Annotated in this window: 24 protein-coding genes and 3 pseudogenes; 11 read left to right on the top strand and 16 right to left on the bottom strand. The window is 73.0% G+C overall.

What is annotated here, in order from left to right; all coding sequences use genetic code 11:
- Positions 1 to 139: 139 nt before the first annotated feature.
- On the top strand, positions 140 to 376 hold the full coding sequence (locus ABT263_RS20780; protein WP_352292002.1) for a hypothetical protein: 237 nt from the start codon (positions 140 to 142) through the stop codon (positions 374 to 376).
- A 184-nt stretch (positions 377 to 560) separates the two neighbouring features.
- Positions 561 to 1,958 (top strand): pyridoxal-phosphate dependent enzyme, encoded by a 1,398-nt coding sequence (locus ABT263_RS20785; protein ID WP_352292004.1) that lies wholly within the window; start codon positions 561 to 563, stop codon positions 1,956 to 1,958.
- A 24-nt stretch (positions 1,959 to 1,982) separates the two neighbouring features.
- Here ABT263_RS20785 and ABT263_RS20790 read toward each other — a convergent pair whose 3' ends face one another.
- From ABT263_RS20790 to ABT263_RS20805, 4 genes are all read right to left on the bottom strand, one after another.
- The gene (locus ABT263_RS20790) at positions 1,983 to 3,488 is read right to left on the bottom strand and encodes a GH1 family beta-glucosidase (RefSeq protein WP_352292006.1); all 1,506 of its coding nucleotides are present in this window, start codon (positions 3,486 to 3,488) and stop codon (positions 1,983 to 1,985) included.
- A gap of 85 nt (positions 3,489 to 3,573) precedes the next feature.
- Positions 3,574 to 4,515 carry a carbohydrate ABC transporter permease gene (locus tag ABT263_RS20795; protein ID WP_352292008.1) on the bottom strand — a complete coding sequence of 314 codons (942 nt, stop codon included), beginning with the start codon at positions 4,513 to 4,515 and terminating at the stop codon, positions 3,574 to 3,576.
- A 1-nt stretch (position 4,516) separates the two neighbouring features.
- Positions 4,517 to 5,521, bottom strand: coding sequence for a carbohydrate ABC transporter permease (locus ABT263_RS20800; RefSeq protein WP_380383733.1), 1,005 nt, complete (start codon positions 5,519 to 5,521; stop codon positions 4,517 to 4,519).
- Between the two features lie 83 nt (positions 5,522 to 5,604).
- On the bottom strand, positions 5,605 to 6,933 hold the full coding sequence (locus ABT263_RS20805; RefSeq protein ID WP_352292010.1) for an ABC transporter substrate-binding protein: 1,329 nt from the start codon (positions 6,931 to 6,933) through the stop codon (positions 5,605 to 5,607).
- Positions 6,934 to 7,593: 660 nt separating this feature from the next.
- Here ABT263_RS20805 and ABT263_RS20810 point away from each other — a divergent pair.
- A complete protein-coding gene (locus ABT263_RS20810; protein ID WP_352292012.1) occupies positions 7,594 to 8,655 on the top strand; it encodes a LacI family DNA-binding transcriptional regulator in 1,062 nt (353 codons plus the stop codon).
- Positions 8,656 to 8,837: 182 nt separating this feature from the next.
- Here ABT263_RS20810 and ABT263_RS20815 read toward each other — a convergent pair whose 3' ends face one another.
- The 3 genes from ABT263_RS20815 to ABT263_RS20825 form a co-directional block, all read right to left on the bottom strand.
- The gene (locus ABT263_RS20815; protein ID WP_352292014.1) at positions 8,838 to 10,874 is read right to left on the bottom strand and encodes a glycoside hydrolase family 6 protein; all 2,037 of its coding nucleotides are present in this window, start codon (positions 10,872 to 10,874) and stop codon (positions 8,838 to 8,840) included.
- Positions 10,875 to 11,269: 395 nt separating this feature from the next.
- Positions 11,270 to 13,153 (bottom strand): cellulase family glycosylhydrolase, encoded by a 1,884-nt coding sequence (locus ABT263_RS20820; RefSeq protein WP_502885831.1) that lies wholly within the window; start codon positions 13,151 to 13,153, stop codon positions 11,270 to 11,272.
- Positions 13,154 to 13,495: 342 nt separating this feature from the next.
- On the bottom strand, positions 13,496 to 13,735 hold the full coding sequence (locus ABT263_RS20825) for a hypothetical protein (RefSeq protein ID WP_352292016.1): 240 nt from the start codon (positions 13,733 to 13,735) through the stop codon (positions 13,496 to 13,498).
- A 69-nt stretch (positions 13,736 to 13,804) separates the two neighbouring features.
- On the opposite strand from ABT263_RS20825, the gene ABT263_RS20830 reads away from it, so the two are divergent.
- Entirely contained in the window at positions 13,805 to 14,317 is a 513-nt protein-coding gene (locus ABT263_RS20830) for an isochorismatase family protein (RefSeq protein WP_352292018.1), read from the top strand.
- A gap of 183 nt (positions 14,318 to 14,500) precedes the next feature.
- Here the strand turns inward: ABT263_RS20830 and ABT263_RS20835 are convergent, their stop codons facing one another.
- A complete protein-coding gene (locus tag ABT263_RS20835) occupies positions 14,501 to 15,145 on the bottom strand; it encodes a class I SAM-dependent methyltransferase (protein WP_352292020.1) in 645 nt (214 codons plus the stop codon).
- 176 nt (positions 15,146 to 15,321) lie between these two features.
- Here ABT263_RS20835 and ABT263_RS20840 point away from each other — a divergent pair, with 176 nt between their 5' ends.
- The gene (locus tag ABT263_RS20840; RefSeq protein WP_329485931.1) at positions 15,322 to 15,753 is read left to right on the top strand and encodes a VOC family protein; all 432 of its coding nucleotides are present in this window, start codon (positions 15,322 to 15,324) and stop codon (positions 15,751 to 15,753) included.
- Between the two features lie 69 nt (positions 15,754 to 15,822).
- Here the strand turns inward: ABT263_RS20840 and ABT263_RS20845 are convergent.
- A pseudogene (locus ABT263_RS20845) lies at positions 15,823 to 16,110 on the bottom strand (transposase family protein); the annotation flags it as partial.
- 11 nt (positions 16,111 to 16,121) lie between these two features.
- Between ABT263_RS20845 and ABT263_RS38915 the strand changes: the two are divergent.
- A pseudogene (locus tag ABT263_RS38915) lies at positions 16,122 to 16,355 on the top strand (barstar family protein); the annotation flags it as partial.
- A 66-nt stretch (positions 16,356 to 16,421) separates the two neighbouring features.
- On the opposite strand, the gene ABT263_RS20850 reads toward ABT263_RS38915, so the two are convergent.
- Positions 16,422 to 16,841, bottom strand: coding sequence for a MerR family transcriptional regulator (locus ABT263_RS20850; RefSeq protein WP_352292022.1), 420 nt, complete (start codon positions 16,839 to 16,841; stop codon positions 16,422 to 16,424).
- Positions 16,842 to 16,893: 52 nt separating this feature from the next.
- Between ABT263_RS20850 and ABT263_RS20855 the strand changes: the two genes are divergently transcribed.
- A complete protein-coding gene (locus tag ABT263_RS20855) occupies positions 16,894 to 17,847 on the top strand; it encodes an SDR family NAD(P)-dependent oxidoreductase (RefSeq protein WP_352292024.1) in 954 nt (317 codons plus the stop codon).
- A gap of 97 nt (positions 17,848 to 17,944) precedes the next feature.
- Here the strand turns inward: ABT263_RS20855 and ABT263_RS20860 are convergent, their stop codons facing one another.
- Positions 17,945 to 18,127 (bottom strand): hypothetical protein, encoded by a 183-nt coding sequence (locus ABT263_RS20860; RefSeq protein WP_352292026.1) that lies wholly within the window; start codon positions 18,125 to 18,127, stop codon positions 17,945 to 17,947.
- A gap of 396 nt (positions 18,128 to 18,523) precedes the next feature.
- Here ABT263_RS20860 and ABT263_RS20865 point away from each other — a divergent pair, with 396 nt between their 5' ends.
- Both ABT263_RS20865 and ABT263_RS20870 read left to right on the top strand, forming a co-directional pair.
- Positions 18,524 to 18,940 carry a GNAT family N-acetyltransferase gene (locus ABT263_RS20865; protein ID WP_352292027.1) on the top strand — a complete coding sequence of 139 codons (417 nt, stop codon included), beginning with the start codon at positions 18,524 to 18,526 and terminating at the stop codon, positions 18,938 to 18,940.
- Between the two features lie 54 nt (positions 18,941 to 18,994).
- Positions 18,995 to 19,272, top strand: a pseudogene (locus ABT263_RS20870) (helix-turn-helix domain-containing protein); the annotation flags it as partial.
- Between the two features lie 156 nt (positions 19,273 to 19,428).
- On the opposite strand, the gene murQ reads toward ABT263_RS20870, so the two are convergent.
- The 3 genes from murQ to ABT263_RS20885 form a co-directional block, all read right to left on the bottom strand.
- Positions 19,429 to 20,505 (bottom strand): N-acetylmuramic acid 6-phosphate etherase, encoded by a 1,077-nt coding sequence (murQ, locus tag ABT263_RS20875; protein WP_352292029.1) that lies wholly within the window; start codon positions 20,503 to 20,505, stop codon positions 19,429 to 19,431.
- A 141-nt stretch (positions 20,506 to 20,646) separates the two neighbouring features.
- Positions 20,647 to 21,327 carry a DUF6445 family protein gene (locus ABT263_RS20880; protein ID WP_352292031.1) on the bottom strand — a complete coding sequence of 227 codons (681 nt, stop codon included), beginning with the start codon at positions 21,325 to 21,327 and terminating at the stop codon, positions 20,647 to 20,649.
- A gap of 163 nt (positions 21,328 to 21,490) precedes the next feature.
- Positions 21,491 to 22,135 (bottom strand): TetR/AcrR family transcriptional regulator, encoded by a 645-nt coding sequence (locus ABT263_RS20885; protein ID WP_352292033.1) that lies wholly within the window; start codon positions 22,133 to 22,135, stop codon positions 21,491 to 21,493.
- Positions 22,136 to 22,270: 135 nt separating this feature from the next.
- On the opposite strand from ABT263_RS20885, the gene mca reads away from it, so the two are divergent.
- A complete protein-coding gene (gene mca, locus ABT263_RS20890; RefSeq protein WP_352292035.1) occupies positions 22,271 to 23,152 on the top strand; it encodes a mycothiol conjugate amidase Mca in 882 nt (293 codons plus the stop codon).
- Between the two features lie 137 nt (positions 23,153 to 23,289).
- Here the strand turns inward: mca and ABT263_RS20895 are convergent, their stop codons facing one another.
- Positions 23,290 to 24,963 (bottom strand): extracellular catalytic domain type 1 short-chain-length polyhydroxyalkanoate depolymerase, encoded by a 1,674-nt coding sequence (locus ABT263_RS20895; protein WP_352292037.1) that lies wholly within the window; start codon positions 24,961 to 24,963, stop codon positions 23,290 to 23,292.
- A gap of 186 nt (positions 24,964 to 25,149) precedes the next feature.
- On the opposite strand from ABT263_RS20895, the gene ABT263_RS20900 reads away from it, so the two are divergent.
- Positions 25,150 to 25,692, top strand: coding sequence for a PaaI family thioesterase (locus ABT263_RS20900; protein WP_352292039.1), 543 nt, complete (start codon positions 25,150 to 25,152; stop codon positions 25,690 to 25,692).
- Between the two features lie 70 nt (positions 25,693 to 25,762).
- Here ABT263_RS20900 and ABT263_RS20905 read toward each other — a convergent pair whose 3' ends face one another.
- Positions 25,763 to 26,764 (bottom strand): YdcF family protein, encoded by a 1,002-nt coding sequence (locus tag ABT263_RS20905; RefSeq protein ID WP_352292041.1) that lies wholly within the window; start codon positions 26,762 to 26,764, stop codon positions 25,763 to 25,765.
- Positions 26,765 to 26,951: the final 187 nt, after the last annotated feature.

Raw genomic sequence — 26,951 nt, forward strand, 5'->3', positions numbered from 1 at the left:
GGGCCCGGGCGGGCGCCGGACGGGCCGGGGCGCGGGACGTTCGTCCCTCCCGTCCGGGTCGGCCGCCCCGCACCCTGGAAGTGGAGCGCCGGCCCGTGGAGGCCGGCCGCACGCACCGAGAGAGGGAAACGCGGCCTTCATGTCCGACGAGCTGATCGTGCACCGCATGGTGGACGCCTTCTTCACCCACTGCCACGACTGTGACGAGCCGCGCGACCCGAACTGCCACACCCGGGCGCACTGGCGCCTGTACCTGGACCTCGATCCGGAGACCGTCGGGCGGATCCGGCACTGGCTGCTGGACCCGGCGAACCCCACCGGCACCGTCGCCGACCGCGCCGTCCTGCTGAACTGGCTCGACACCCAGGAGGCGTGACCCGCCCGGCCGGGCCGGACCCTCGCGCGCCGGTCCTCGCGCCGGGTCCTCTCGCGCCGGGTCCTCTTGCGTCGGGCGATCGTGCGGTGAAAGCCTTTCGTCCCAGCGGTCGCAGGCGTTCGCCCGGGGCCGTGGCGTACGCGGCAGCGGCCGCGCGCGGCGGGGTACCGGGGCAAGGAGTCGCATGACGGTTCACGAATCGGTGGTCGACGCGATCGGCGGGACGCCGCTGTTCCGGCTGGCCCGGCTCGGCGCCGGCCTCGCGACCCCCGTCTACGCCAAGGCCGAGTTCCTCAGCATCGGCGGGAGCGTGAAGGACCGCGCCGCGCTGTCGATGGTCCTGGCGGCCGAGCGGGACGGCCTGCTCCGGCCCGGTGGGACGATCATCGAGGCGACCTCCGGCAACACCGGGATCGGCCTCACCATCGTCGGCCGCCGGCGCGGCTACCGGGTGATCGCCTGCGTGGCCGACCGGTCCGCCGTCGAGAAGTCGGACATCCTGCGGGCGTACGGCGCCGAGGTGGTGCTCGCCCCGACCACGCTGCCGGCCGAGCACCCGGACCACCTGTTCAACGTGGTGCGCCGGCTCGCCGAGGAGATCCCCGGCGCCTGGCTGGCCAACCAGTACGACAACCCCGCCAACCCCGACGCGCACGTGCGGACCACCGGTCCGGAGCTCTGGGAGCAGACCGGGGGCCGGGTGACCCACTTCGTCGCGGGGGTCGGCACCGGCGGAACGATCAGCGGCACCGGCGCCTTCCTCAAGAAGGCCTCCGGCGGCGGCGTCACGGTGGTCGGCGCGGACCCGGAGTCCTCCCGCTACGGCGGTGGCGACGGCAGCCCCTACTTCGTCGACAGCATCGGCCACTTCCTGCACCCCGGCACGGCGGAGGACCGCTGGCCGGAGTCCTACCACCGCGAGGTCGTCGACCACGTCGAGCGGATCCCTGACCGCGAGTCCCTGCTGACCGCACGGCGGCTGGCCCGTGAGGAGGGACTGCTGGCCGGCCCCTCCTCGGGCACGGCGGTGGCCGCCGCGCTCCGGGTCGCGCGCGGACTCGGCCCCGACGACCTCGTCGTGGTGCTGCTGCCCGACTCCGGCCGGTCCTACCTCTCCAAGCTGTACAGCGACGACTGGCTGCGCCGGTGGGGGTTCCTGGAGGAGCCGCGGGGCGCCGACCACACCGGGCCGACCGTCCGGTCCGTGCTGGACGGTCGGACCGGCGGGCCGGTCACGGTCGCCTCGGACGCCTCGGTGGCCGAAGCCCTGGCCGTGCTGCGCGAGGTGCCCGGCGGCGTCGCGCCGGTGGTACTGGCCCGGCCGGAGCGCCCGTACGGGGTCAGCGCCACCGAGGTGCTCGGCTCCCTCTCCTCGGCGGCCGTCGAGCGAGCGGTCACCGAGGGCCGCGCCGCGCCCGACGGCCCGGTCACCGCCCTGCTGGGCCCCGCCCTGCCGACGGTCGGCGTCGGCCAGTCGCTCGCCGAGGCCCGGGAGTCGCTCGGGCCCGGCCAGGACGCCGCACTCGTCCTGGCCGACGGCCGGGCCGTCGCGCTGGTGCGGCGCGCCGAGCTGGCCGGCTGAGGCCCGGGGCACCCGGCCCCTCGCTCAGTCGATCCCGCCCCGGCGGATCACCTCCGCGTACCAGTGGGCGCTGGCCTTCGGGGTGCGGGCGAGCGTGTCGTAGTCGACGTGGACGGCGCCGAAGCGCTTGGCGTAGCCGTAGGCCCACTCGAAGTTGTCGAGCAGCGACCAGAGGTAGTAGCCGCGCACGTCGGCGCCGGCTTCGAGGGCGTGGTGGACGGCGGCGAGGTGGGCGCGGATGTAGGCGATCCGCCGGGGGTCGTCGACGCTGCCGTCGGGGCCGACCACGTCCTCGAAGGCCGCGCCGTTCTCGGTGACGAGGAGCGGCAGCCCGTGCTCCCGGTGCAGCGAGGTCAGCAGCTCGGTGAGGCCGGTCGGGTCGATCGGCCACCCCATGGCGGTGAGTTCGCCGGGCGCGCGGTGGAAGGTGACGTCGTCGGCGCCCGGCCAGGGGGAGTGCGGGCTCGCGCCGTGGCCGTCGTGGCGGGCCGTCGCGGCCTCGCCGTCGCGGGCGGCGGAGACCACCGTCGGCGTGTAGTAGTTCAGCCCGAGCAGGTCGACGGGCCGGGAGATCTCGGCGAGGTCGCCGTCGCGCACCAGGTCCGCCCAGTCGACCAGGTGGGCGGTGTCGGCCAGCAGGTCGTCCGGGTAGGCGCCGGCGAACATCGGACCGGTGAAGATCCGGTTGCCCACCGCGTCGATGCGCCGGGCCGCGGCGAGGTCGTCGGGGTGGCCGGTGACCGGGCGGACGGCGTGCAGGTTGAGCGAGACGGCGATCTCGGCGGTCGAGGGCAGGGCGGCGCGCAGGGCGCCGACGGCGAGGCCGTGCCCGAGGTTGAGGTGGTGGGCGGCGCGGAGCGCGTCGGCCGGGCTGGTGCGGCCGGGGGCGTGGACGCCGGAGCCGTAGCCGAGGAAGGCGCTGCACCATGGTTCGTTGAGGGTCACCCAGGTGTCGATCCGGTCGCCCAGGGCCTGCGCCGCGAGGGCCGCGTACTCGGCGAAGCGCTCGGCGTTCTCGCGCACCGGCCAGCCGCCGGCGTCCTCCAGGTGCTGCGGGAGGTCCCAGTGGTAGAGGGTGGCGACCGGCCGGATGCCGTGCTCCGCGAGCTCGTCGGCCAGGGCCCGGTAGAAGTCCAGGCCGCTCTCCAGGGCGGGGCCGCGGCCGGTGGGCTGGATCCGTGGCCAGGAGAGCGAGAACCGGTAGGAGGTGAGGCCGAGCCGGGCCATCAGCCGGACGTCCTCGCGGAACCGGTGGTAGTGGTCGACCGCCACGTCGCCGGTCTGCCCGCCGGCGGTCCGGCCGGGGGTGTGGCTGAAGGTGTCCCAGATCGACGGCGTCCGGCCGCCCTCGGCGGCGGCGCCCTCGATCTGGTAGGCGGCGGTGGCGGCGCCCCAGCGGAAGCCGGGCGGGAAGGCCAGGGCGGGGGGTTCGGCCGCGGTGCGGGCGGCTGGGGTGGAGGCGGGGGTGCGGGCGGAGGTGCGGGCCGCGGGGACGGCATCGGTGCGGGCGGGCGGCACGGTGGAGGTCATGGCGGGGATGCTCCCGGAGGTGGTGGGCGGGGCGGGGGTCAGCGCTCGACGGCGGTTCAGCTCTTGACGGCGGCGTGGGGCGGGTTCAGCTCTTGACGGCGCCGGCGGTGATGCCCCCGACGATGTGCCGGCCCAGGACGGCGAAGAGCAGCAGCAGCGGCAGCGTGCCGACCAGGGCGCCGGTCATGATGACCGCCTGGTTGACTTCGTAGGCGCTGCCGCCGCCGATGGCGGACAACGCGACCTGGACGGTCGGGTTCTGCTGGGTCAGGACGACGAAGGGCCAGAAGAAGTCGTTCCAGGACTGCACGAAGACCAGCATTCCCAGCACGGCCATCGCCGGCCGGGCCACCGGCAGCACGACGTGCCAGACGATCCGCAGACTGTGCGCGCCGTCCACCCGGGCCGCCTCGATCAGCTCCACCGGCAGCGCCTCGGCGAGGTACTGCCGCATGAAGAACACCCCGAAGGCGGCCACCAGGGAGGGGAGTACGACGGCCTTCAGCTGGTTGCCCCAGCCCAGGTCGGTGATGATCCGGTAGAGCGGGATCACGCTGAGCTGCGGGGGGATGGTCATGGTGGCGACGACGACGGTCAGCAGGGCGCCCCGGCCGCGGAACGCCAGCTTGGCGAAGGCGAACCCGGCCAGGGTGGAGAACGCGACCGTGCTCAGTGCGACGCAGCCCGCCACGACCGTGGAGTTGAGCAGCGCCCGGCCGAGGTCGGCCTGCTCCCAGGCGGTGGTGATGTTGGTCCACAGCGATCCGCCGGGCAGCAGCGGCGGCGGTGCCTGGGCCACCCGCTCCCCGGTGGAGGAGGCGGCGACGAAGGTCCAGTACAGGGGGAACAGCGAGAGCACGGCGGCGGCCACCAGGACGGCGTAGGTCAGCGGCCCGGCCTTGTCCTGCTCCCCGGCACCGGGCCGCAGCCGGCGCCGGACGGCGCGCAGCGCGGCCGCGAGACGGCCGGGGGCACGGCCGGCGGTGGACGGCCTCGCCGTCGGGGTGGGTTCGAGGGTGGTGGTCATCTCAGCGCCCCTGTCCGGCACGGCCCCGGCGGGCGAGCAGCAGTTGGACGGCGCCGATCAGCAACAGGATCAGCAGCATCGTCCAGGCGACGGCCGACGCACGGCCCAACTGACGGCTCGGCCAACCGAGTTCGTACATGTAGAGGCTCAAGGTCTGGAACTGGTGGGCCGATCCGCCGCTGACCCCGACACCGCCGCCGAAGAGCAGCGGCTCGCCGAACAGCTGGGTGGCCCCGATGGTCGAGACGATCACCGTGAACAGGATGGTGGGCCGGATGGACGGCACGGTGATCCGGGTGAACTGCTGCCAGCGGGAGGCGCCGTCCAGGCTCGCGGCCTCGTAGAGGTCCTTCGGGACGGCCTGCATCGCGGCCAGGTAGATCAGCGCGTTGTAGCCCGTCCAGCGCCAGGTGACGATGGTGGCGACCGCGATCTGGGCGGGCCAGGTGTCGGCGTACCAGTCCGTCCGGCCGACCCCCACCAGTGAGAGCAGCCAGTTGACCAACCCGTAGTCGGGGTTGAACAGTTGGACGAAGACCAGGGTCGCCGCCGCGATCGAGGTGGCGTAGGGCGCCAGGACCGCCACCCGCAGGAAGCCGCGGCCGCGCAGCCGGTAGTTGAGCAGGTGCGCCAGCCCGAGCGCCATCAGCAGCTGCGGCACGGTGGACAGCACCCCGATGGTGAAGGTGTTGAGCAGCGCGGTGCGGAACTGCTCCGTGCCCCAGAGCCGGGTGTAGTTGCCCAGCCCGCGCCACTCCATCACCCCCGGGTCGAGCAGGTCGACCCGGTGCAGCGAGAGCCAGCCGGTCCACAGCAGGGGGAACAGGCCGAAGGCCGCGAAGCAGAGGAAGAAGGGCGCGATGTATGCGTAGGGCGAGGCCTTGAGGTCGAGTCGGTGCAGGCGCGAGCGCCAGCTGGGGGGCGGCGCGGCGGGGCCGGAGCGGCGCCCTGCGGGCGCGGGCCGGGGCGGGCCGCTGTCCGTCGCGGGCCGGTGGGTGGTGGCCACGGGGGAGTCCTTCCAGGGGTGGCGGGCCGGGCCGGTCCGGGCCGCGGACGGGCCCGGCACCGGAACGGCCGGAGGGGTGGCGCTCAGCCGTTGACCTTGTCGTCGATCAGCTTGGTGACGTTGGTCCAGGCCTTGGCCGGGTCGGTGCCGTGCTGCTCGATGTCGAGGATCCCGTTGTCCGTGATGACGGTCTTGACCGTGCCGTCCTGCTCACCGATCGGTGCCGGCGCGATGTTCTGTGCGGTGGCGGCGAAGATCTTCCCGGTCGGGGTGGTGCCGAAGTAGTCCAAGGTGGCGTTCTGGACGGCGGGTTGAGCCAGTGCCGCGGTGGTCGACGGCAGGTTGCCGACCTTGGCGAAGACCTTGGCCTGCTGCTCGGGCGCGGTCAGCCAGGCGGCCAGCGCGGCGGCTTCCTTCTGGTGCTTGCCGGCCTTGGGCACCGTGAGGAAGGCGCCGCCCCAGTTGGAGGCCACCGGCGCCTGCGCGATGTCCCACTTGCCCTTGCCCGGGTCGCCGGAGTACTTGCTGATGATGCCGGTCATCCAGGACGGGCAGACCACGGTGGCGAACCGGGCGTTGCTGAAGGCGGTGTTCCAGTCGTAGTGGAACTGCCGCAGACCGGCGCTGATACCGGCGCGGGACGCGTCCACGGCGGTCGTCCAGGCCTTCTTCACCCCGGGGCTGTCCCGGTAGACGAGCTTGCCGGAGGCGTCCGAGTACTGCTGGGACTCCGCGGAGAGGGCCGCGTTGAAGAGGCCGCTCGCCGAGTCGGTGAAGAAGGTGCCAGCCGGGGCCTTGGCCTGGTACTGCTTACCGGCGTCGACGAACTTCGCCCAGTCCCCGCTCCACAGCTTGCCGACGGCCTCGCGGTCGGTCGGCAGTCCGGCCTGCTCGAAGAGGTCCTTGCGGTAGCAGACGGCCATCGGGCCGATGTCGGTGCCCAGGCCGATCAGGGCGCCCTTGGCGGTGGTGGCCTGCTTGGCCTTCCACGGCAGCCACGCGTCGGCCCGGACGCCCTCCGCCTTGGAGAGGTCGGTGAACTTGTCGCCGAGCGTGCCGGTGGCCTGCGCGATGTAGCCGACCTCGACGGCCTGGATGTCGTTGAGGCCGCTGCCGGAGGCCAGGTGGGTGGCCAGGGCGTCCCAGTACTTCTGACCGTCCTGGACGGTCTCGTACCGGATGGTGATCGAGGGGTGGGCGGCCATGTACTCGTCGTACAGGCCGGCTTCGCGGTAGCCGAAGGTGCCGAAGTCGCCGACGGAGAGCGTGACTTTGCCACCGCCGTCGGCGGCTGCGCCGGTGGCGGGATCGGCGTCGGAGCCGCCGGCGCAGCCGGTGAGCAGGAGGGCCGAGAGGGTCAGTGCGGTGGTGACGGGGACGGCCCGGCGGCGTGCGCGGGTGGTGGGACGCATGGGGGTTCTCCTCGGTGCCTGTGCGTGGTGGGTGTGGCGGGTGTCTGGCGGCCGGTGTCCGGTGCTCCCGGGTGGCCGGGTGGCCGGGTGGCCGGGTGGCCGGTGCTCCCCGGGTGGGCCGGGTCGCCGGTGCTCCCCGGGTGGCCGGTGCTCCCGGGGGCCGGGTGCGGGTTCGCTCGGGCTTCGGCTCGGGCTCTCCGGTTCCGGCTCGGGCCCTTGGTCCCGGCTCGGGCCCTTGGTTCCGGGTCGGGCTCTGGTTCCGGCAGTACTCGGCGGACGCGTGCGTGGTGCCCGGCCGGGGTTGATCAGTCAGTGATCCGACGGCCGACCCGGCTCACTGGCGAGCTTGTTGATCGAGTGTCGGACAGCCCCTCCGGCTCCGTTCGGGCGTCGGAGGCTGGCCCCGGTGGCGGCGGGCCGCTAGGGTGGGCGCATCGTCGTGGGAGCGCTCCCAAGCACTAGGGGAAGGTTGCTGGGTGATCGGGTCGGGTGTCAAGGCGGATCGCGCCATCCGTTGCGGGAACGTGTCCTGCGGCGGGCGGCCCACCGGGCCGGCACCCGCCCCCTCGCGCCCGCGCCGCGTCCCGGTGGAGGAGGATGGTCTCCGGGGCGCCCGCCCGGCGCGGCGGCCCCCGTGGCGAGGTCTTGGAGAGGTGGACGATGGCACAGGCGGCGAGTGGGACGGCCGGCGCGTCGGGCAGTGGGTCACGGGGCTCGGCACGGCCGACCCTGGAGGAGGTGGCCGCCCTCGCCGGCGTGGGCCGCGGCACGGTCTCCCGGGTGGTCAACGGCTCGCCCCGGGTGAGCGACAAGGCCCGGGAGGCGGTCCAGGCCGCGATCGCCGAACTCGGCTACGTGCCGAACCGGGCGGCGCGGGCCCTGGTCACCTCCCGGACGGACGCCGTCGCCCTGGTCGTCCCGGAGGCGGAGACCAGGCTCTTCTCCGAGCCCTACTTCTCCGACATCATCAGCGGCGTCGCGGCCGAACTCAGCGAGACCGACATGCAGTTGCTGCTGATCCTGGTCCGCAACCAGCGCGAGCGCGACCGGCTGGCCGCGTACCTGTCGGCCCAGCGGGTGGACGGCGTGCTGCTCGTCGCGGTGCACCGGGACGACCCGCTGCCCGGCCTGCTGGAGAGCCTGGAGATCCCGTCGGTGCTGGCCGGCCGGCGCAACGACCACGAGGTCCTCAGCTATGTCCACGCCGACAACGCCGGCGGTGCGCGGATGGCCGTCCGGCACCTGCTGCGGCGCGGCTGCGGCCGGGTGGCCACCATCACCGGCCCGCTGGACATGGAGGTGGCGCTGGCCCGTCTGGACGGCTACCGCCGGGCCCTGGAGGAGGCCGGGCAGACGTACGAGGAGGACCTCGTCGGTCTGGCCGACTTCACCGAGGAGGGCGGGCGGCAGGCGATGCGGGCGCTGCTGGAGCGGCGGCCCGACCTCGACGCGGTGTTCTGCGCCTCGGACGTGATGGCCGCCGGGGCCATGCAGGTGCTCCGGGCGGCCGGCCGGCGGATTCCGGAGCAGGTCGCGGTGATCGGGTTCGACGACTCGATCGTGGCCCGGCACACCGAACCGGCGATGACCAGCGTCCGCCAGCCGATCGAGGAGATGGGGCGGACCATGGCCCGGCTGCTCCTGGAGGAGATCGCCGGGCGGCACCGGGGCAGCCGGCAGGTGGTGCTGGCGACCGAGCTGGTGGTCCGCGACTCCGCCTGACGGGGGCCTGCCCGCGTCCCTGGCGGGAGTACCGGCTTGGCGGGAGCCTCCTGTGCGGCGGGAGCCCCCTGTTTGGCGGGAGCCCCCTGTGTGGCGGGAACCGCTGACCGGCCGGAACGCTGGGGACGGCACCGGTGCCGGCCCCGCCGTCGTGGCGGAGCCGACACCGGGCCGGTCGGGCGTCAGCTCGTCGTGCAGCTCAGCGTGGGCGCGGTGTTGCCGCCGGAGTAACCGGCGCCGAACCCGAAGGCGGTGCTCGCGCCCGCCGCCAGCGCGCCGTTGTACGGGGCGTTGGTGACGGTCACGCTCGGGCCGGACTGCGCGAGGACGCCGTTCCAGAGGTTGCTCACCTGCTGGGTACCGCCCCAGGTCCAGGTCACCTTCCAGTGCGTGGCGGCGGCCGTACCGGTGTTGGTGACGGCGACGTCGGCGTTGAAGCCGCTGCCCCAGTCGCTGCCGACCCGGTAGGTCGCGGTGCAGCCGGAGCTCCCGCCGCCGCTGCCCGCGGCGGTGGTGACGGTGAGGGCCGCCGAGGCCGTCGAGGCGTTGCCCGCCGCGTCACGTGCGACCACGGTGTAGCGGTAGGCGGTCGAGGCGGTCAGCCCGCCGTCGGTGTAGGTGGTGCCGCCGGCGCCCGTGGTGGACCCGACCGCCGTGCCGTTGCGGTAGACGTCGTACCCCGTGACCCCGACGTTGTCGGTCGAGGCCGTCCACGCCAGCGAGACGGTGGCGGCCGTGGTGGCGGTGGAGCGGAGCCCGGCCGGGGTGCTCGGCGGCGTGGTGTCGCCGGTGCCGCCGCCGGTCACCGGCGGGTAGGCGTTCTTCAGCAACTCCTGGAACTGGGCGGAGAACCAGGCCCCGGCCAGCGGCGCGCCCGGCAGGGCGCCGGAGAGGTGGAAGTTGTTGCGTGCGTTGCCCGTGTACGTCGGGTCGCACATCCGGTCGAAGCCCTTCCCCTCGTCGTTGGGGACGTACTGGCTGGCGCCGTCCGACTCGCCCGGGGGCTTCACCCACACGTAGGCGTCGATGCCCGGCTCGGGTGCGGTCCGCGGACGCTCGCCGAGGCCGGCCCCGGACTGGTTGCACCAGTTGCCGGTCTGGAACCGCCGGTCGGTCCGGCCGCCGTCCACGTAGCTGTCCACGCTGGTTCGGGCGCCCGGCCCGGTCGGGCGGGCCGCCCCGCCCCAGCCGTTGCGCGAGGTGTCGATCAGCATGCCGATGGCCGGGTCGAAGCCGGCGCTGACGGCCTTCTGCCGGAAGGCCTGGGCGTAGGAGAGCTCGTCGACGTAGCGGTTCCAGTCCACCCAGGCGCTCTGGCGCACCGAGGTGCCGTTCACCGAGTCGTCGATGGTGTAGTAGGGCTCCTTCAGGGCCGAGTAGTTGGCGGTGTTGACGATGAAGCCGTGCACGTTGGCGGTGGTGGAGCCGGCGGCCGTCGCGGCCTGGCGGAGGACGTCGACGGCCGGGCCGAGGTTGGAGTCCCAGCCGAGCCAGCCGTGGTGGCCGGCATCGACGTAGTTGTAGACGTTCGGGACGGCGCCCAGCTTGGCCAGTGCGTAGCCGACGCCGTTCACGTAGTTGCCGTTGGCCTTCATGGTGTCGCACTGCGGGGTGGCGGTGGCGGTGCCGCCCGCGTTGGTGACCAGGTTCGGCAGCGAGTCGATCTCGACGGTGGTGACGATCCGCAGCCCGGCGTAGGCGGGATCGGCCAGCACGGCGGCGATCGGGTCGATGAACTCGGTCCGGTAGCGGCCGATCTCGGTCGGGCCGAGTTCGCCGTTGGAGGCGAGGGCGGCGCAGTCGCGGCCGGGGAGGTCGTAGACGACGAGCTGGACGACGAAGGGCTTGCCCGCCGCCTGCCGGACGGCGCTGTCGAGGTGTCCGCGCAGGCCCAGGTGGCCGGCGGTGCCGTTGATGGCGGCGATGCGGTCGAGCCAGACGGCGGTCGGCTGGCCCGCGACGGCGCTGCCGCCGGGTTCGGCGGCGGCGTTCGCGGCCCACTCGGGGTTCACGTAGACGCCCGCGCCGGCATAGGGGTTGTCGACCCGGGCGGCCGACGTTGAGGCCTCCGCCGCAGCGGCTGAGGCGGGGGTGGCGGAGGCGGTGGCGACGGGCAGGAGGCTGGTGGCGCCGAGCGCCGCGACGGCGGCGAGGGTGCGCAGCCGGTGGAGCACGGGCCTGCGGCGGGTGCGTCCGCCGTTGTGGTGGCCGGAAGGCATGGGGGAGTCCTTTCGGGTGGGGGACCCAGGGGTAAGGGCGCCGGTCCGGGGCGCCGGAGTGGGATCGCTCCCATCAGAGGTGAGAGCGATCCCGGTGCAGGTCTCCGGCGGGTGGGCCGGGATAGTTGCCGAACTGCGGGAAGGCCATCAATTCGGCTGCTGTGCGGGTGAGATGGAGTCAGACTCCGGCTCCCCGCTATCAACCCATGAACGCTCGGGGGCGTCAAGGCGTTCGACGCAAATGCGTGGGAGCGCTCCCGCAATGAGTCGGTGATGGGCCTCGGCGAGCGTCGGGTGGGACTGGGTGGGCTGTCTGCGGTACGGCCTGGTGTCTGGTGTCTGGTGTCCGGTGCCCGGTGGCTGGTGATGCCGGGTGGGCGGAGGCCCTGCTGCCGTCAGGGCGTGACGGTGCACGTCGGCACCGGCGGGGAGGCGCCGAGCCGGCCGCTGCCCTGAAGGCCGAAGGTCGTCGAAGCGCCGGGCGCCAAGGCGCTGTTGTACGCCAGGCCGGTCGCGGTGACCGTGCTCGCCGACTGGGTGACGGCGGCGTTCCAGGTACCGGTCGGCTGCCACCCGGAGGGCCGGTCCCAGGCGGCCGTCCAGGTGCTACCGGCCCGGCTCCCGGTGTTGGTGACCGTCACGGTCGCGGTGAACCCGTTGTCCCACTGGCTGTCCGTGTGCCAACTGGCCGTGCAGCCGGTGGTGCCGGCAGGCCCCGCGGTGGTCACGGTCGTCGCCCCGGAGGCGGCCGAGACGTTCCCGGCGGCGTCCCGGGCGGTGACGGTGTAGGTGTAGGCGGTCGCCGGGGCGAGGCCGGTGTCCGTGTACGTGGTGCCCGTGACCGTGCCCACCAGCGTGGCGCCCCGGTGGACGTCGTAGCCGGTGACGCCCGTGTCGTCCTGGGAGGCGGCCCAGCCGAGGGTGGCGGAGGTGGCGGTGACAGCGGTCGCCGTGAGACCGGTGGGGGCCGTCGGCGACCGGGTGTCGCCGGCACCGCCGCCGGCGGCGAACCCCGGGGCCTTGACGGCGGTGAGGTAGCCGTCCTTCACCGTGTCCACGGTGGTCCAGTCGTCCTTGAGGATCCCGCCGGTGTCGCCCGAGTTCGGGTTCCAGGACCAGAACGTCCAGGAGAAGGCGTCCGCGCCCGCCTGCGCGGTGGGCCGCAGGTACTGGGTGAGCGCGGTCAGCCAGGTCCGGTCGGCGGCTGCTTGCAGAGTGGAGCCGAACTCGCCGATCCACACCGGCGCGATGTTCTGTCGGAACAGGTAGCCCCAGTTGGAGTCCCACACCGCGGGCAGGTTGGCGGGGAACGCCGGGTCGTCGAACCACGGTTGGCGCGCCACGCTCGTGGCGTACTCGTGCGCGGAGTAGACGAGGCGGTTCGGCACGCCCAGCCGGACCGGGTACGCCGCCGCACCGCGGAGGTTCCCGCCCCACCAGGTCGAACTGCCCTGGAAGCTCTGCACGCCCTCGACGAGGACGAGCAGCGAGGGGTTGGCCCCCAGGACGGCCTCGCCGCCGCGCTCGGCCGCCAGGCGCCAGTCGAGCGCCGGGTCGCCGCAGCCCCAACAGGCCGGATCGTGCGGCTCGTTGTGCAGGTCGATGCCGATGACGGTGGGGTTGCCGGCGTAGCGCGCGGCGATCGCCCGGAGGTCGGCGAGCCAGGTGCTCTCCGGGACGGCGCTCGTGTACCAGAGCGCCGACTGCCCACCGGCGTCCGGGCGGTGGCGGTCGAGGATCACCTTGAGCCCGGCGGATCCGGCCCGGTCGACGATCCGGTCCATCACCTGGAGCGAGGTCAGGCCCTGGAGGTCGGCGTTCATGCCGCCGGAGTGGTTGACGCCGGTCGGTACGGAGCCCCGGAAGAGGTCGTCGCTGTAGGGCAGGCGGATGGTGTTGAAGCCGAGGGCGCGCATCTGGTCGATCATGCTGCCGTAGTCGCGGGCCCAGAGGCCGTGCGGAACGTGGTCGGCTGTTTCGAAGCCGAACCAGTTGACTCCGGCGATCCGGACGGGTCGGCCGGCCTCGTCGAGCAGTTGGCGCCCGCTGGTGTGCCAGTAGCCGGAGCCCGGGGCGGTGGCGCCGGTTGCTCCCGTCGCTGCGGTTGCTCCCGTCGCTGCGGTCGCTCCCGTCGCTGTGGTCGCTGCGGTCGCTGCGGGGGCGGGGGCGCTGGTCGGGGTGGTGGGGGCGGCGTGCGCGGGTGGGGCCGACAGGAGCACGGCCGCGGTGAGAGCGAGCGCTGTCACGATCCTGCGTAGGCGGCGTAGGGGGTGGGACACGTCGGTCTTCCTCTCCGAGGAGTGCGGCGGCGGTCCGGGCGGGCCTCCGCCGGTGGGCACCGGCCGGGGCAGAGCGGATGGTTCTTGTGCTCTTGCGGGGCGGGGTGGGGCGGGATGAGCAGCGCGGGAGCGCTCCCACCTTCAGGTACGGGGAAGCTCCGGTGTTCTCGGGGTGGGGCGGCCGGTGCGGTGTCGTCGCTGGGTAGTGCGTCGCGGACGGGGGTGGGGACATCACCCCCTTGGGGCGTGAGGCACCCACATTGCCGTCGATGCTCGGGACCGGGCGACGTTCACACCATGAAATCGACAACCCGTCGAGGGCGTCAAGGACGGCGTTGGCGTTCAACTCTTGTCGGCGGCCTGGCGGATGCCGTCCGACGGCGCGGCCGGACGGCGTTGCGGCGGTCCGATCAGTTGCCCGGTTGCCTGGTCGGAAGGCATCTTGTCCGGCCTTGTTCGGCCGTCGCTCGTCAGGGCTCGTGTCGTGGCGTCGCGCGGCCTGCCGCTGTTGAGCGAGGCCGCCGACATCCTGCGGATGACCGACCACGACGCAGACGTCGAGTACGGGCGGTGGGTGCTCATCGAGGATTCCGGAGCGCGACCGCCCAGGAGCAGGCATCCGGCCACGGTGATCCGCTACCGTGATCCGCCATGCGAACCCTTGATCGCGGCCGGACGGCGCTCGTCCTGGTCGACCTGATGGACCGGATCGTCGCCCTGCCGCTGGCACCGCACGCGGGGACCGAGGTGCTCAGGGCGTCGCTGGAACTGGCGGCTGCCTTCCGGGCAGCGGGTGCCCCCGTCGTCGCCCTGCGCGTCGAGCGCCCGAACGTCGCCGAGCAGCCGCCCGGCAGTGGGCTGGTCGCGGAGGTGGCGGCGACGGCCGATGCCGTATTGGTGAAGCGCACCATCGGCGGGTTCCAGGACACCGGGCTGCACGACCTGCTCCAGGGGCGCGGCGTGGACACGCTGGTGTTCGCCGGCATCGCGACCAACCTGGGCGTGGAGTCGACCGCTCGGGCAGCCGCCGACCACGGCTACGAGCTGGTGTTCGTCGAGGATGCGATGGCGGCCCTGACGGAGGCGGAGCACCGGTCGGCGGTCGACCTCGACCTGCCCCGGTTCGGCGAGGTGGTGGCGCGGGAAGCCGTCCGTCTCTCGTGACCGCCGGGTGAGCCCCGGGCGGGGTCCGGTCGCGTGGCGGGCGGCCTTCCCACCGTTCGGCGTACCGCGGAGGGGGCCCGCCACTGCCCGTGCCGAGCTTTGTGTGTACCCGGATCCGTGCCGGGGAGTGGCCGCGGCGCGTCTCAGCTCTGCGCCGCCGGTATCAGGCCGCGCCGGACCGGATCACGACCAGCGAGCCTTCGTGGAAGGGTTGTTGCCGCCGAGCGCCGAACCGGGTGTCCCTTGCTCCGCTGTCCAGGTCGGCCCGCAGATTCGCGGCGAACCGTTCGCGCGACTGCTCGTCGACGAAGCTCCACGCCGAGCACGCCTGTCGAGCACCGGGGTCGAGCAGCATCTCGGGGCGCGCGTAGGTCGCCTCGTTGCAGCCGTCGGTGCAGTCGACGGGTATCGGCACCCGGGCACCGACGCGGGTCCGCCGAGAGCCTCGGTCAGATCCGCGATCGCCGGGTAGCGGCGCGCCTCGGTGTCCAGCACCTCCGGCGCGTACTCGTACAGCCAGAGGTCCCGGACGAGAGCGGGGTCGCAGGTCAACACGACGAGGGGGCCACGCGCAACCCGCCGCACCTCGCGCAGGCCCGTCGTGAGGTCCCTCCACTGGTGCACGCCGAAGGCGGTCATCGCCGCGTCGAACGCGTCGTCGCCGGACGGCAGCTTCTCGGCCACGGCATCGACGGCATCGACGGCGGCCGACAGGTGCGCGGGGCGCTGGGCACGCATCGACGCCGACGGCCCGACCGCCGTCACCTCCAGCGTCGCCGACTCGTACGAACCCGCGCCGGCCCCGACATTGACCGCGGCGCGCCCCACCCAGGGTGGCGGAGATCGCCTGCTCGATCCTCGGCATCCGGCCGCCGGTAGGTGGCGTACCCGCCGCCTACCGTGCCGTAGTCCGCACCCCCGGCGCTGCCGTCCACCCCGCCGCCTGACCACCTGTGGACCCCCTGACCTGCGGAGATGAGCAGAGCCACTGTTACTGTGCGCCCATGTCAACGATCAAGCAGTTCCAAGTGGCCTTCGACTGCGCGGAGCCTGTGCGCCTCGCCGCCTTCTGGTGCGAGGTGCTGGGATACGTCATGCCGGCGGTCCCGGAAGGCTTCGCCACGTGGGAGGAGTGCTTCCGCTCGCTGCCGCCCGAGGACGCGATCTACTTCGCGTGCACTGATCCCGCGGGTGTGGCTCCGCGCCTGCTCTTCCAGCGAGTCCCCGAAGGCAAGGTCGTCAAGAACCGGGTGCATCTCGATGTGCGGGCCGGCACCGGGCTCGTGGGCGACGAGCGCCTGGCCACACTCGAGGCCGAATGCGCACGGCTGATGGCGCTCGGCGCGAAGCACGTGCTGACGCAGCGCGCCGATGGCGTCAACGAGTCGTGCATCACGATGCAGGACATCGAGGGCAACGAGTTCTGCCTCGCCTGATTTCTCCTCCGAGACTGCGAGGTGGGGAGCCCTCTCCCGGGAACCTTCAGGTCGCGCATGCGGCGGGAGTCATCCCGTGGGCGCGAGGTTGTGCAGACGGGCAACGCCGTGCATCGCGTGGCGCACACCATCGCCTCTCAGGCGGCGGTCGCGCAGGATCGTCCAGGTCTTCATCCTGGCGAAGGCGTGCTCGACGCGGGCGCGGACCCGTCTGTGACCGTGGTCGTGTTCGGCCTGCCAGTCGGTCAGTTCGCTGCCTCGGGGCCGGCGGTGCGGGATGACGAGGCCGGTTCCGGGGTAGCCGCCGTCGGCGATCGTGGTTGTCCCGCCGACGGCGGCCTTGGCACCCCGCCCTTCTTGGCGCGGGGGCGGTGAACGGGCCGGGCGCTACTTCGGTGGCTGCCCGGACACCTTGACGACTGCCTGCGTGGCACCTTCGGCTCCGCAGCCCCCGCAACCCTGCTGAGGCGAGACGCCGCGACCGCGCGCGAGTATCAATCCGCTATCCCACGCCCTGACGACGGGTGGCCTAGCCGTACAACCCGTTCGCCGAGGCCCTCGACGTCCTGGCGGAGGGCGGCATGCACGTCACCCTGGCGTGATCCGGGATTCCGCGAAAGGCGCCTTTGCGATAGAGGTGCGCCTCACGCCCTGAGCAGCGGGAAAGTCTACCGAGGCAGTGTCGGCGACCAGAGCCCGACGGCTGTCCCGCCGCGAAGATGCTGCTCGTACGTCACGACCTTGCCGTGGATGACGTCGAGGCTCGCGATCAGGGCGTCGATCCTGGCGCGTACGGCGCGCTCGTGTTCGCGCAGCAGGGCGAGGCGGTCCGGCTCGTTGCCGGGGCCCGACCGGACCAGTTCCGCGAACCTCTTGATCGTGGCGATGGGCATGTCCGAGTCGCGGAGCCGACGGCACAGTACGAGCCAGTCCACGTCCGCCTGTTCGTAGATCCGCTGCCCTCCGCCGGTGCGCGGGATCTCGCGCAGGAACAGGCCCTCGCGCTCGAAGAACCGCAGCGCGTGCACGCTCATTCCGGTCAGCTCGGCGACTCTTCCGATGGGCAGGCCACCCGCGTCTTCGCTCATCGCTGCACCGTACCTTGACCTAGCGCGCGGTCTAGGTCTTAGCGTCTTGAGCATGATCACAAAGCAGCTCGGGACCGGTACCGGATTCGGTGCCCACAGCACGGCCGGCGATGTTCTCGCCGGGATCGACCTGACCGGCACGACCGCGCTGGTCACGGGTGGCTACTCGGGCCTCGGTCTGGAGGCCGCGCGGGCGCTCGCCCGGGCCGGAGCACACGTCGTCGTCCCCGCCCGCCGCCCCACCACCGCAGAACGCGCTCTGCGCGATGTCCCCGGGACGGAGGTGCACGCACTCGATCTGGCCGACCTGGAGAGCGTCCGGGTCTTCTGCGACGGCTTCCTGGAGACCGGCCGTCCGCTCGGCGTCCTCATCAACGGCGCGGGCGTGATGGCCTGCCCGGAGACACGGGTCGGCCCGGGGTGGGAGGCACACTTCGCGGTCAACCACCTCGGCCACTTCGCGCTGGCCCAGCGTCTTCGCCCGGCCCTGGTCGCCGGAGGGGCCCGGGTGGTTTCCGTCGCCTCGTCCGGGCACTTCCTGTCCGGCATCCGCTGGGACGACCTGCACTTCCGCAGCGGCTACGACCGCTGGCTGGCCTACGCCCAGTCCAAGACCGCCAACGCGCTATTCGCCCTGCACCTCGACCGCCTCGGTACGGATGGGGGCGTGCACGCCTTCGCGGTGCACCCCGGAAGCATCCTCACGCCATTGCAGCGTCACATCCCTCGCGAGGAGTGGCTCACGCAGGGGTGGGTGACTCCGGACGGCGAGCCGGCCGACGGTTTCAAAACCCCGGAGCAAGGCGCGGCCACAGCCGTATGGGCGGCAACGTCACCTCTGCTCGACGGCCACGGAGGGGCCTACTGCCAGGACTGCGATATCGCGGAACCGGCTGCCACCGACGACATGCTCATCGGCGGAGTCAAACCCTGGGCCACCGACCCCGACGCGGCATCCCGGCTCTGGGAACTCTCCAGCAGACTCACCGGGCTGAACGCATTCTGATGAAAGCGAACCGCCTCCCATGAGGTCTCGGCGCTGAAGCCTCAAGAGGAGCTCCGCACAGACTCGGCAGCGGGCACTGGTCCGCCCGTCAGCAAAGTCAGGCATGGGCCGGCCCGAGAGCGAGAGAGAACCTCTCGCCGCCGAGCAGCTCGCCGTCCACGTAGACGAACGTGCCGCGGCAACGGACGTGCACGGCTGTGAGCCGGGGCCAGGCGGTGCGGGCGCGGGCGGAGCGCCGTTGGGCGAGAAAGGTCTTGGTGGAGTCGGGCGGTTTCGCCATGGCGGCCATCCTGCCGAACGCCCTTGCCTTTCGGGCGGCGTCCTCCGCTCCGTGCCGCGGCGGGTCAAGGCAGGCCGCGGCCCGCCTTGACCGTTTCTACTGATCGGCCCGTCCTTCACGCCGGTTGCCGCTGCGTACCCGGTAGCCCCCGACCGCCACCGAGCGCCGGCGGCTGAAGAAGGCCGCCTGGGGCCACAAGACACCCCATCAACTGCGCTTCCACGCACAGATCGTGCTGCACGCGGCCCGAGGGCGCTCCAACGCGCGCATCGCCCGAGGTACCGACAGAGGTCGGAGCGGCGGGGTTCCGAGGGGCCGTAGAGACGGGTTCGGCGTCGGGATCGCTCTGCGGCAAAATGGCCGCCCCCCGATGCCGGAACGTGTCAGGATCCTCGAATGGAGATCCGTCGTGTCACTCAGGTCGAGGCGGTCTACGCCGCTGGACATCTCTTCGACACTGCCCCAGGGCGGGAGGCCACTGAACGGTTCCTGACGGACGAGCGCCATCACCTCCTCATCGCCTATGTGGACGACGTCCCGGCGGGGATCGTCACCGGTGTCGAGATGACCCATCCGGACAAGGGAACCGAGATGTTCCTGTACGAGCTGGGCGTGGACGAGTCCTTCCGCGGACGTGGCGTCGGCCGGGCCCTGGTGTCGGCGCTCGCCGACCTGTCCCGTGCACGGGGCTGCTATGGCGTGTGGACCATCACGGACGAGGAGAACGCGGCAGCACTGGCCACGTACCGCCGTGCCGGCGGCGTTCCGGAAACGGGACAGGTGGTCCTCACCTGGACCTTCGATCAGCTGTAGACCGACGCCACGGATCCCCCTCCCGCACCGCATGGTTGGCGACCCGGCGTCCGCGTGGAGGTCCGCGAGATCGATGATGACGAGGGCAGCCGGCTGCTGCGGATCGTCCACCGGGGCGCCGGGTAGTGGTGCCCTGGCGGCGGGCACAGACGGTGCTGCTGTCTGCCCCGCGTATGCCTGTGGCGAAGCTCGCCGAGGTCGCGATCACCGGTACGGACCGGGTTCGCGACGTGATCCACCACGTCAACGCCGACGGCTTCGACTCACCCTCCCCGAAGCACAAGGGCGGGCGGCCACGGGCGTTCACCCTGCCCGAGCGCCGGGAGATCAAGAATAATCACCAAGTTCAAGCATGATCCGCCGCTACACCGTCTGGCGGAACAAGCACGCCGTCGACGAAGGGCGAGCCGGTTCAGTGTGCTCCGGGCGGCGTCTCTGCGGCCGCCACGAGTGCGTGCCGCCGAGGCCGTCCGTCAGTCCACCGTCCGTCAGTCCACCGCCCGTCGGTCCACCGCCCGGGCCGATGCCAGGGCTTCGCGCAGTCGGCCGCCCGAGGCGGCGAGCAGTCGGCGGGCGGTCGGCGCGTCCACTCCGGCGAGCACGACCAGGACGGCGTCTTTGGCCTCGCCGCCCGTCGCGGCCAGCGCGCTCCGGACGGTCTCCTCGTCCGCGCCGGTGGCCGTGGCCACGATCCGGTGGGCCCGGTCGCGAAGCTTGGCATTGCCCGCCCGCACGTCGACCATCAGATTTCCGTAGGTCTTGCCGAGGCGGACCATGACGGCCGTCGAGAGCAGGTTCAGGACGAGCTTCTGTGCGGTGCCCGCCTTGAGCCGGGTGGATCCGGCCAGCACCTCCGGCCCCGTCACCACCTCGATGCCCAGCGCGGCCGCCGACACCAGGGCGGACCCCCGGTTGCAGGCCACGCCCACGGTCAGCGCCCCGGCGGCGCGGGCCTGTCGGATCGCGGCCACCGTGTACGGCGTACGGCCCGAGGCGGAGATGCCCACCACGCAGTCGGCGGCCGTCGGAGCGAGTGCTTCGAGGTCGGCGACGGCGAGGTCCGGCCGGTCCTCCGCGCCCTCGACGGCGCGGAATAGCGCTGCGCCACCGCCCGCGATCAGGCCAACGACCTGGCCGGGGGCGGTGTTGAAGGTCGGCGGGCACTCGCTCGCGTCCAGCACTCCGAGCCGCCCGGCCGTTCCCGACCCCACGTACACCAGTCGGCCGCCCCGGGCCATCCGGGCGGCGATCGCGTCGGCCGCGGCGGCGATCGGTTCCAGCTGCGTGGCCACGGCCTCGGCCACGGTGCGGTCCTCGTCGTTCATCAGGCGGAGGAGGTCGAGGGTCGTCATCCGGTCGATGCCGGACCATTCGGGGCGTACGGCCTCGGTCACCGAACCGCCGGTGGCGCCGTGGCCGCTGTCGGTCCCGCTGGTGCTGTCGGTGTCGTCGCCGCTGTCGCTGAGGGCGTCGCTGAGGGTGTCGCTGCGGGTGCCGTTGCCGGGGTCGTCGGTCGCACCGGTCGCCGTGCCGGGCTCCGGGCGCGGCGGGAGGTCGCTGTCCATGAGCGCTGTTTCCCCGGGTGGGCGTGCCGTGAACCACGGAGGGCGGCGGGGCCGGCGCTTCGGGGTTCTGCTGCACGGACGGCTCACGTCAGGGATCCGGGGCCGGGTGCTCCGGGGGCCCGGTGCCAGGGCGCTCCGGGGTCAGGCCATCCAGAAGAAGACGGCCGTCATTCGCCGCTCCTCCAGCGGGATGCCGTAGTAGCCGGTGGCACTGTGGATCAGGTTGGCGCGGTACAGCAGGAGCCGGTTGTAGCGGTTGGGGACGCGGACGTCCTCGGTGAAGGCGTCACCCGGGACGCGGCGCGTGCCGAGCGCCTCGACGAGGTTGTTGTGCGGTGCGTCGACGAGGTTGCCGCCGAGGCGCCCGCCGGGGAACTGCTGGCGGTAGAAGCTGGTGCCGGCCTCCTTAGGGGCACCGGGGCTGAGGTAGAGGACGGCCGCGTAGCGGCAGAGCGCGCGGGAGTCGGTGTGGGGGCGGGATTCCGACTCGCCGGCGCCGACCAGTTGGACGCAGTTGTGGTTGAGCGTTCCGCCGCCGGGCGTGCTCTGGACCCAGAGCTTGGCGGCACCGGTCGCCCTGCGGACGAGTGCCTCCACCCGGGCGAGCTCGGCCGGCTCCAGGCCGGGCATGGTGCGCAGTCCGGGCCATGTCTCGGGCCGGTAGGGGTACCCCTCCGTCCAGTCGCCCCGGGCGAGGCACCGTTCGCGGACCGAGTCCGGATCGGGTAGCACGTCATCCAGCACCCAGTAGTCCCGGCCGGGGGTGGGTTTGCGGTAGGGCAGGACGGGCAGGGCTGTCCGCCCGATGGGCTGTGGGGGCATGCGCCGACCATAGGGTCGGGGCCCGCCAACGTTCTGCCGTGAACAAGTCAACCTTTCGTCAAGTGTCGGGACCTGCGCTTTTCCGCTGTGCCGGTGTGCCTGTACGACGAGCGGCCCGGTCGGGGGATGCCCGTCGTTGGCGCGCCCGGTGTGTGGCGGCGCGTCAGTCGGTAGGCCGGACGGCGTACCCGTCGAGCGCGCTCCGCAGGTGGTCGAAGGCCCGGACGGCGGACGGTCGGACGGCCGCCGATATCGCCTCGTGCTCCTCGCCGGCCAGGACGCGGTGGAAGACCTCGGTGAAGAGCGCGCGGCGGATCGCCGCCAGCAGGCCGGCCGCGAGTCTGGCGGTGAGGTCGCCCGGTGGGGAGTCGGTGGCCTCGGCGAGGGCCGCGGTGAGCGCGTTCTCGCTCTGCTCGTGGATCTCGCGCAGCCGGGCGAGCAGGGCGGGGCTCTCCGTGACGGTGCGGGCGAACGGCGGATCGGCGAACCCGAGGGCCGGGTCGTGCCGGTCGATCGAGGCGAGGCAGGTGCGGCGCAGCGCCGCCAGCGCGGACTCGCCGGGCGCGCGCTCGGCGACCGCCTCGGCCTGGGCGGCGACCATCTCCCGGTGCAGGTCGAGGACGAGGTCCTCCTTGCGCGGGAAGTGGTTGGTGACGGTCATCTTGGCGACCCCGGCGGCCACCGCGACCTCGGCGATCGTCGTCCGGTCGAAGCCGTGCTCGATGAAGAGCCGCGTGGCGGCGTTCGAGATCGCCTCGCGGGTGCGGCGCTTGTTGAGCTCGCGCAGGTTGGGGGTGCCCTCGGTCATGGCGTGAGCGTAGCGCAGATTCACTGGGTCGGGTACATAAATTAGGCTTGACCCAATTGATGGGTCCGACCTAAGTTGGCTCCCGGCGGGCCACCGGACCGCTGCTCGACGTCACTCGGACCGAAGGAACCGCGCATGTTCACTCACCCCTCCGCACTCCGGCTGCTGACCGTGCATGCCCACCCCGACGACGAGTCCAGCAAGGGGGCGGCCACCCTCGCCCGCTACGCCGCCCAGGGAGTGGACGTCATGGTCGCGACGTGCACCGGCGGCGAGCGCGGCTCGGTGCTCAACCCGGCACTCGACCGGCCCGGGACCAGGGCCGAGCTGGCCCGGATCCGGCGCGAGGAGATGGCCGCCGCACGCGAGATCCTCGGTGTCGGTCAGCGCTTCCTGGGCTTCACCGACTCCGGGCTACCGGGCCCCGGCGAGCCACTGCCCGACGGCTGCTTCGCGCTCCTGCCGCCCGCCGTCGCCGCCGAGCCGCTGATCACGCTGATCCGCGAGTTCCGCCCCCACGTCGTCGTCACCTACGACGAGACGGGCGGTTACCCGCACCCCGACCATGTGATGACCCATCGGGTCACCGTCGAGGCGGTCGAGGGCGCGGCCGACCCCGACCGCTCTCCGGAGGCGGGCGAGCCCTGGCAGGTGGCCAAGCTCTACTACCACCTGGCGCTGTCCCGGGCCTGGTTCCAGACCATGCACGACGCGATGACGGCGCGCGGCGTCGACTCGGCCATGGGCGAGGTGCTGGCCGGCTGGCCCGACGCCCCGCCCGCCCTCGCCACCACCACCCGGATCCGCTGCGCCGAGCAGTTCGCCGTACGCGACGCCGCCCTGCTCGCGCACGCCACCCAGATACAGCCCGGCACCGGGTTCATGGCACACCCGCGTGAGATCGAGCGCGAGGTCTGGCCGACGGAGGACTACCACCTGGCCCGGAGCCTGGTGGAGACCGTCCTCCCCGAATCCGACCTGTTCGCCGGTCTGCGCCCCGGAGAGGAGCACGGATGAGGAAGCTCAGAGGGTTCGGCGGAGGCCGGCACACCGGCGGTGGCACGGTGGCCGGACACCGCGGACACGCGGGCCCGGCCCGGAGTCGGGGGCCGCATCGGGGCCCGTACCGGGGCCGACTCGCGGCCGGTTGCGGGTCAGCACTGCCCGTCGGCGAGGACGAAGTAGCCCGCCCCGGTCTCCTTCAGCGTGTGGATCGTGAAGGTGTTCCAGAGGCCCATGGCCTGCCCCGAGCCGAGGGCGTAGGTGAGGCCGCCGGCCTGGGTCGCACGGCCCGCCTTCACCTGGTCGTAGTTGCTGTCCGTGAAGCACTGCTGCGCGCCGCCGGGAGTGCTCGCCGTCACCGCCGCCGACCCGGCTCCCACGGCGCCCGCCGCGTCGACGGCGGCCACGGTGTAGGTGTACGAGGCCCCGGGGTTCAGGCCGCCGTCGGTGTACGAGGTGCCGGCCGGGGCGGCCACCCGCGTTCCGTTCCGGTACAGCACGTACGACGCGGCGCCGGTGACGGCCTGCCAGCCGAGCGCGATCGAGTCCTGGCCGGTGGCGGTCGCGGTCAGGCCCGCCGGTGCGGGCAGCGAGGGCGTGGCCGGGCCGCCGCCGTCCAAGCCCCAGAACCGCGCGGTGTAGTAGCTGGAGCAGATCGTGTCGAGGAAGTAGGCGCCGCCGGCCCCGCACTGGTCCGCCCCCGGGCCCGGGTCGACCGCGAGTCCGTGACCCATCCCCGCGACGGAGTAGAGCGCCACGGCGGGCCGGCCGCTCGCGTCGTTGTAGACGGACTCGGTGGTCCCAGCCGGCAGGTTCCGGGTGGCGGAGGCGCTCTGGCCGATGCCCCACACATCCGTCCACTGGTCCCGCAGCTCGGTGCCGTTCACGGGCCTGACGGTGGTGTCCGCGGTGCCCTGCCAGATCGCCACCCGGGGCCACGGCCCGCTGTGGCCCGGGTACGCCCGGCGGACTCGGTCGCCCCACTGGGCCGGGGTGAGCCGCTGGTCGTTGTTCTGGCACCCCGAGGCGGCGGCCTGGGTGGTGGCGCAGTGCGCGGGCAGGCCGGAGTCGATCGCTCCGCCCGCGAACACGTCCGGGTAGTCGGCCAGCAGGTCGGCCGCCATACCGCCGCCGGCCGAGAGGCCCGTGACGAACACCCGGCGCCCGTCGGAGCCGTACAGGGCCCGGGCTTCGGTGACCATCTCGGACACCGATTCGGCCTCACCCGTGCCCCGGCTGTCCTTGGCGGCGTCGAACCAGCTGAAGCAGGAGAGGGCGTTGTTGGCGCTGCCGGTCTGCGGGAAGACGACCGCGAAGCCGTACCGGTCGGCCAGGGTGGTCCAGCCGGAGTTGCGGTAGTAGTCGGTGGCTGTCTGGGTGCAGCCGTGCAGCGCGACCACCAGCGGTGCGCCGGTCGGCAGGCCTGCCGGGGTGTAGGAGAACATCGCCAGGTTCCCGGGGTTGCCACCGAAGCCGGTGACCTGTTGGAAGGTCCCGCCCGCCGTGGAAGCGGCAGGGGCGGCCACATGCGCGGCAGAAGTCGCGGAGGCCGCGGTACGGCCGGGGCCCGGGGTGGCGGCCGCGACGGCGGAGGCCGGTGCCGTGGAGGCGAGTGCCAGCGCCGCGAGCAGCGCAGCCGCGGCGCGGCGCGCGAGCCGCCGGCCCGGGCGGGCCGGTCCGGCTACGGGCACGGCGCGGGCGGTCCCGGTCCCAGTGGTACCGGGCACGTCGGATCCGGGCACGTCGGATCCGGTCGGTGGGACGAGCGCGGTGGACGGGGCGGTCACGGCGGGCGCGGTTGACACGCGCACGGGCAGCAGAACCATGGGGACTCCTGGGTGGGGGCGGAGTTCGGTGGACTGCCGTGCAGCGTGGCGCGTCCGGCCGTCGGGTGACATGTGACGGTCACCCGTTGTCGGCGCGCCCGTCATGGCCGGTGTCACCATGGGCGGAGCCGCTCCGTCGTGCGAATCGCAGTTGAGCCGGACGGGCGGAGCGGGCAGGTTGGTCCCATGACCACGTATGGATTCCAGGGAGAGCAGACCGTGCCGGACGAGGCGTCGCACAGCCGTACCCACCACTGGCAGGCCGGACCGCCGGTCTCCGCGTTCCCGCACCTCACCGGGGAGGAGATCCTGCAGGAGATGATCGCGGGACGGATCCAGGCTCCGCCGATCGCCAGCACCCTGGGCTTCGGACTGGTCGAGGCCGGGCCGGGCACGGCGGTCTTCGAGGGCGAGGTCGGCGAGCATCTCTTCAACCCGATGAACACCGTTCACGGCGGCTACCTCGCCACCCTGCTCGACTCGGCGCTCGGCTGCGCCGTGATGAGCCGACTGCCCGCCGGCACGGCCTACACCACGACCCAGTTCAACGTGCACATGGTGCGCCCGGTGTTCGCCGACTCGGGGAAGCTGCGGTGCGAGGCCGTGGCGCTGCACGTCGGCCGTACCCTCGCGACGGCGGAGGCACGGGTGGTCGGCGTGGAGGACGGCAAGCTGTACGCGCACGGGACGACCACCTGCGCGGTCCTGGCGCGGCGTCCGACGGCATGACACGGCGGGCACCGGGCCGTTTCCCCGGGTTCTGGCGGCCGGGGCCCGGAAGGACGGCGTGTCCGGTGCGTCAGAGCGCGGCGGCGAGCACTCCGCACAGCGCGAGGAAGCCGCAGATGCCGAAGTTGATCAGCTTGTGGGAGAGGAAGACGGCGGCGAATTCCCGGATCGTCGCGCTCGGCCAGTAGTACGCCGCGGTGGGGGAGCCGAAGACCTGCCCGGTCACACCCGCCTTACGGGCCGTCAGCGCGGCACGGAACGCGTGGAAGTTGTTGGTGACGATCACGCAGCGGTACCCGGGCTTGGCCTGCTCCATGATCGCCCTGGAGAAGAGCAGGTTCTCCTCCGTCGTGCGCGAGCGCTCCTCACGCACGAGGTGTGCCTCGGGGAAGCCGCGCTGCACGAGGTAGTCGGCCATCGCGTGGGACTCGGGCAGCTTCTCGTCCGGTCCCTGGCCGCCCGAGGTGATCAGCACCGGTGGGTTGCCGCGAGCGGCCTGCTTCTCGTACACCTCGCGGCCCCGGTTCAGCCGGCTCGCCAGCAGCGGCGGCACCCGGTCGCCGCCGATCAGGCCCGAGCCGAGCACCACGACGAAGTCGACGTCCCGGCGGGGGCGGTGGCGGCCGTACAGGAAGGCGTAGCCCACGAAGCAGACGAACAGGAAGGAGATGTAACCGACCACCAGCACGGCGGTGCCGGCGAGGACCCCCAGCCGGTACGAGCGGGTCACCACGGCGGCGACGAGCAGGCTGATCACGGAGAGGATGCCGAGGCCCGCGAGCAGGGAGAGCAGATTGGCCGGCCGTCTGCCCTCCTTGCGGACCATGGTCAGGCCGTTGGCGATCAGGAAGCCGACCAGCGCCAGCGTTCCGACCGCCGGCAGCAGGATGATGGCGACGGCTGCCACCTCGGCGACCAGTGTCGGGGCCTTGCGCAACTCGGCGAGCAGCGCCAGGGCGAGAAAGGAGACGGCTATGCCGAGCAGGACGGCGTTGCTGAATCGGCGTCGGTCACGGAGCACCCCGATCCCGCACAGGACGAAGAACAGGGCCGCGGGGGCATAGGCGATCATGCTCGTATCGTAGGGGCCCGATCGGGCGGCCGGGAGCGGCCCTTGGGCACACGGCCGACCGGGCCCGGGCGGCCCCCGGCCGGGCAACGGCCGGCCGTCTCTGTCTCGCCGCAGGTCCGACTCCCGGCCGGGCCGGCGGACTGTCTCGCCGCCGGCACGAGACGGCCGGCACGAGACGGCCGGAGCC

Origin of the sequence: Kitasatospora sp. NPDC001603 (genome assembly GCF_040298365.1) — a bacterium.
Lineage (GTDB): Bacteria > Actinomycetota > Actinomycetes > Streptomycetales > Streptomycetaceae > Kitasatospora.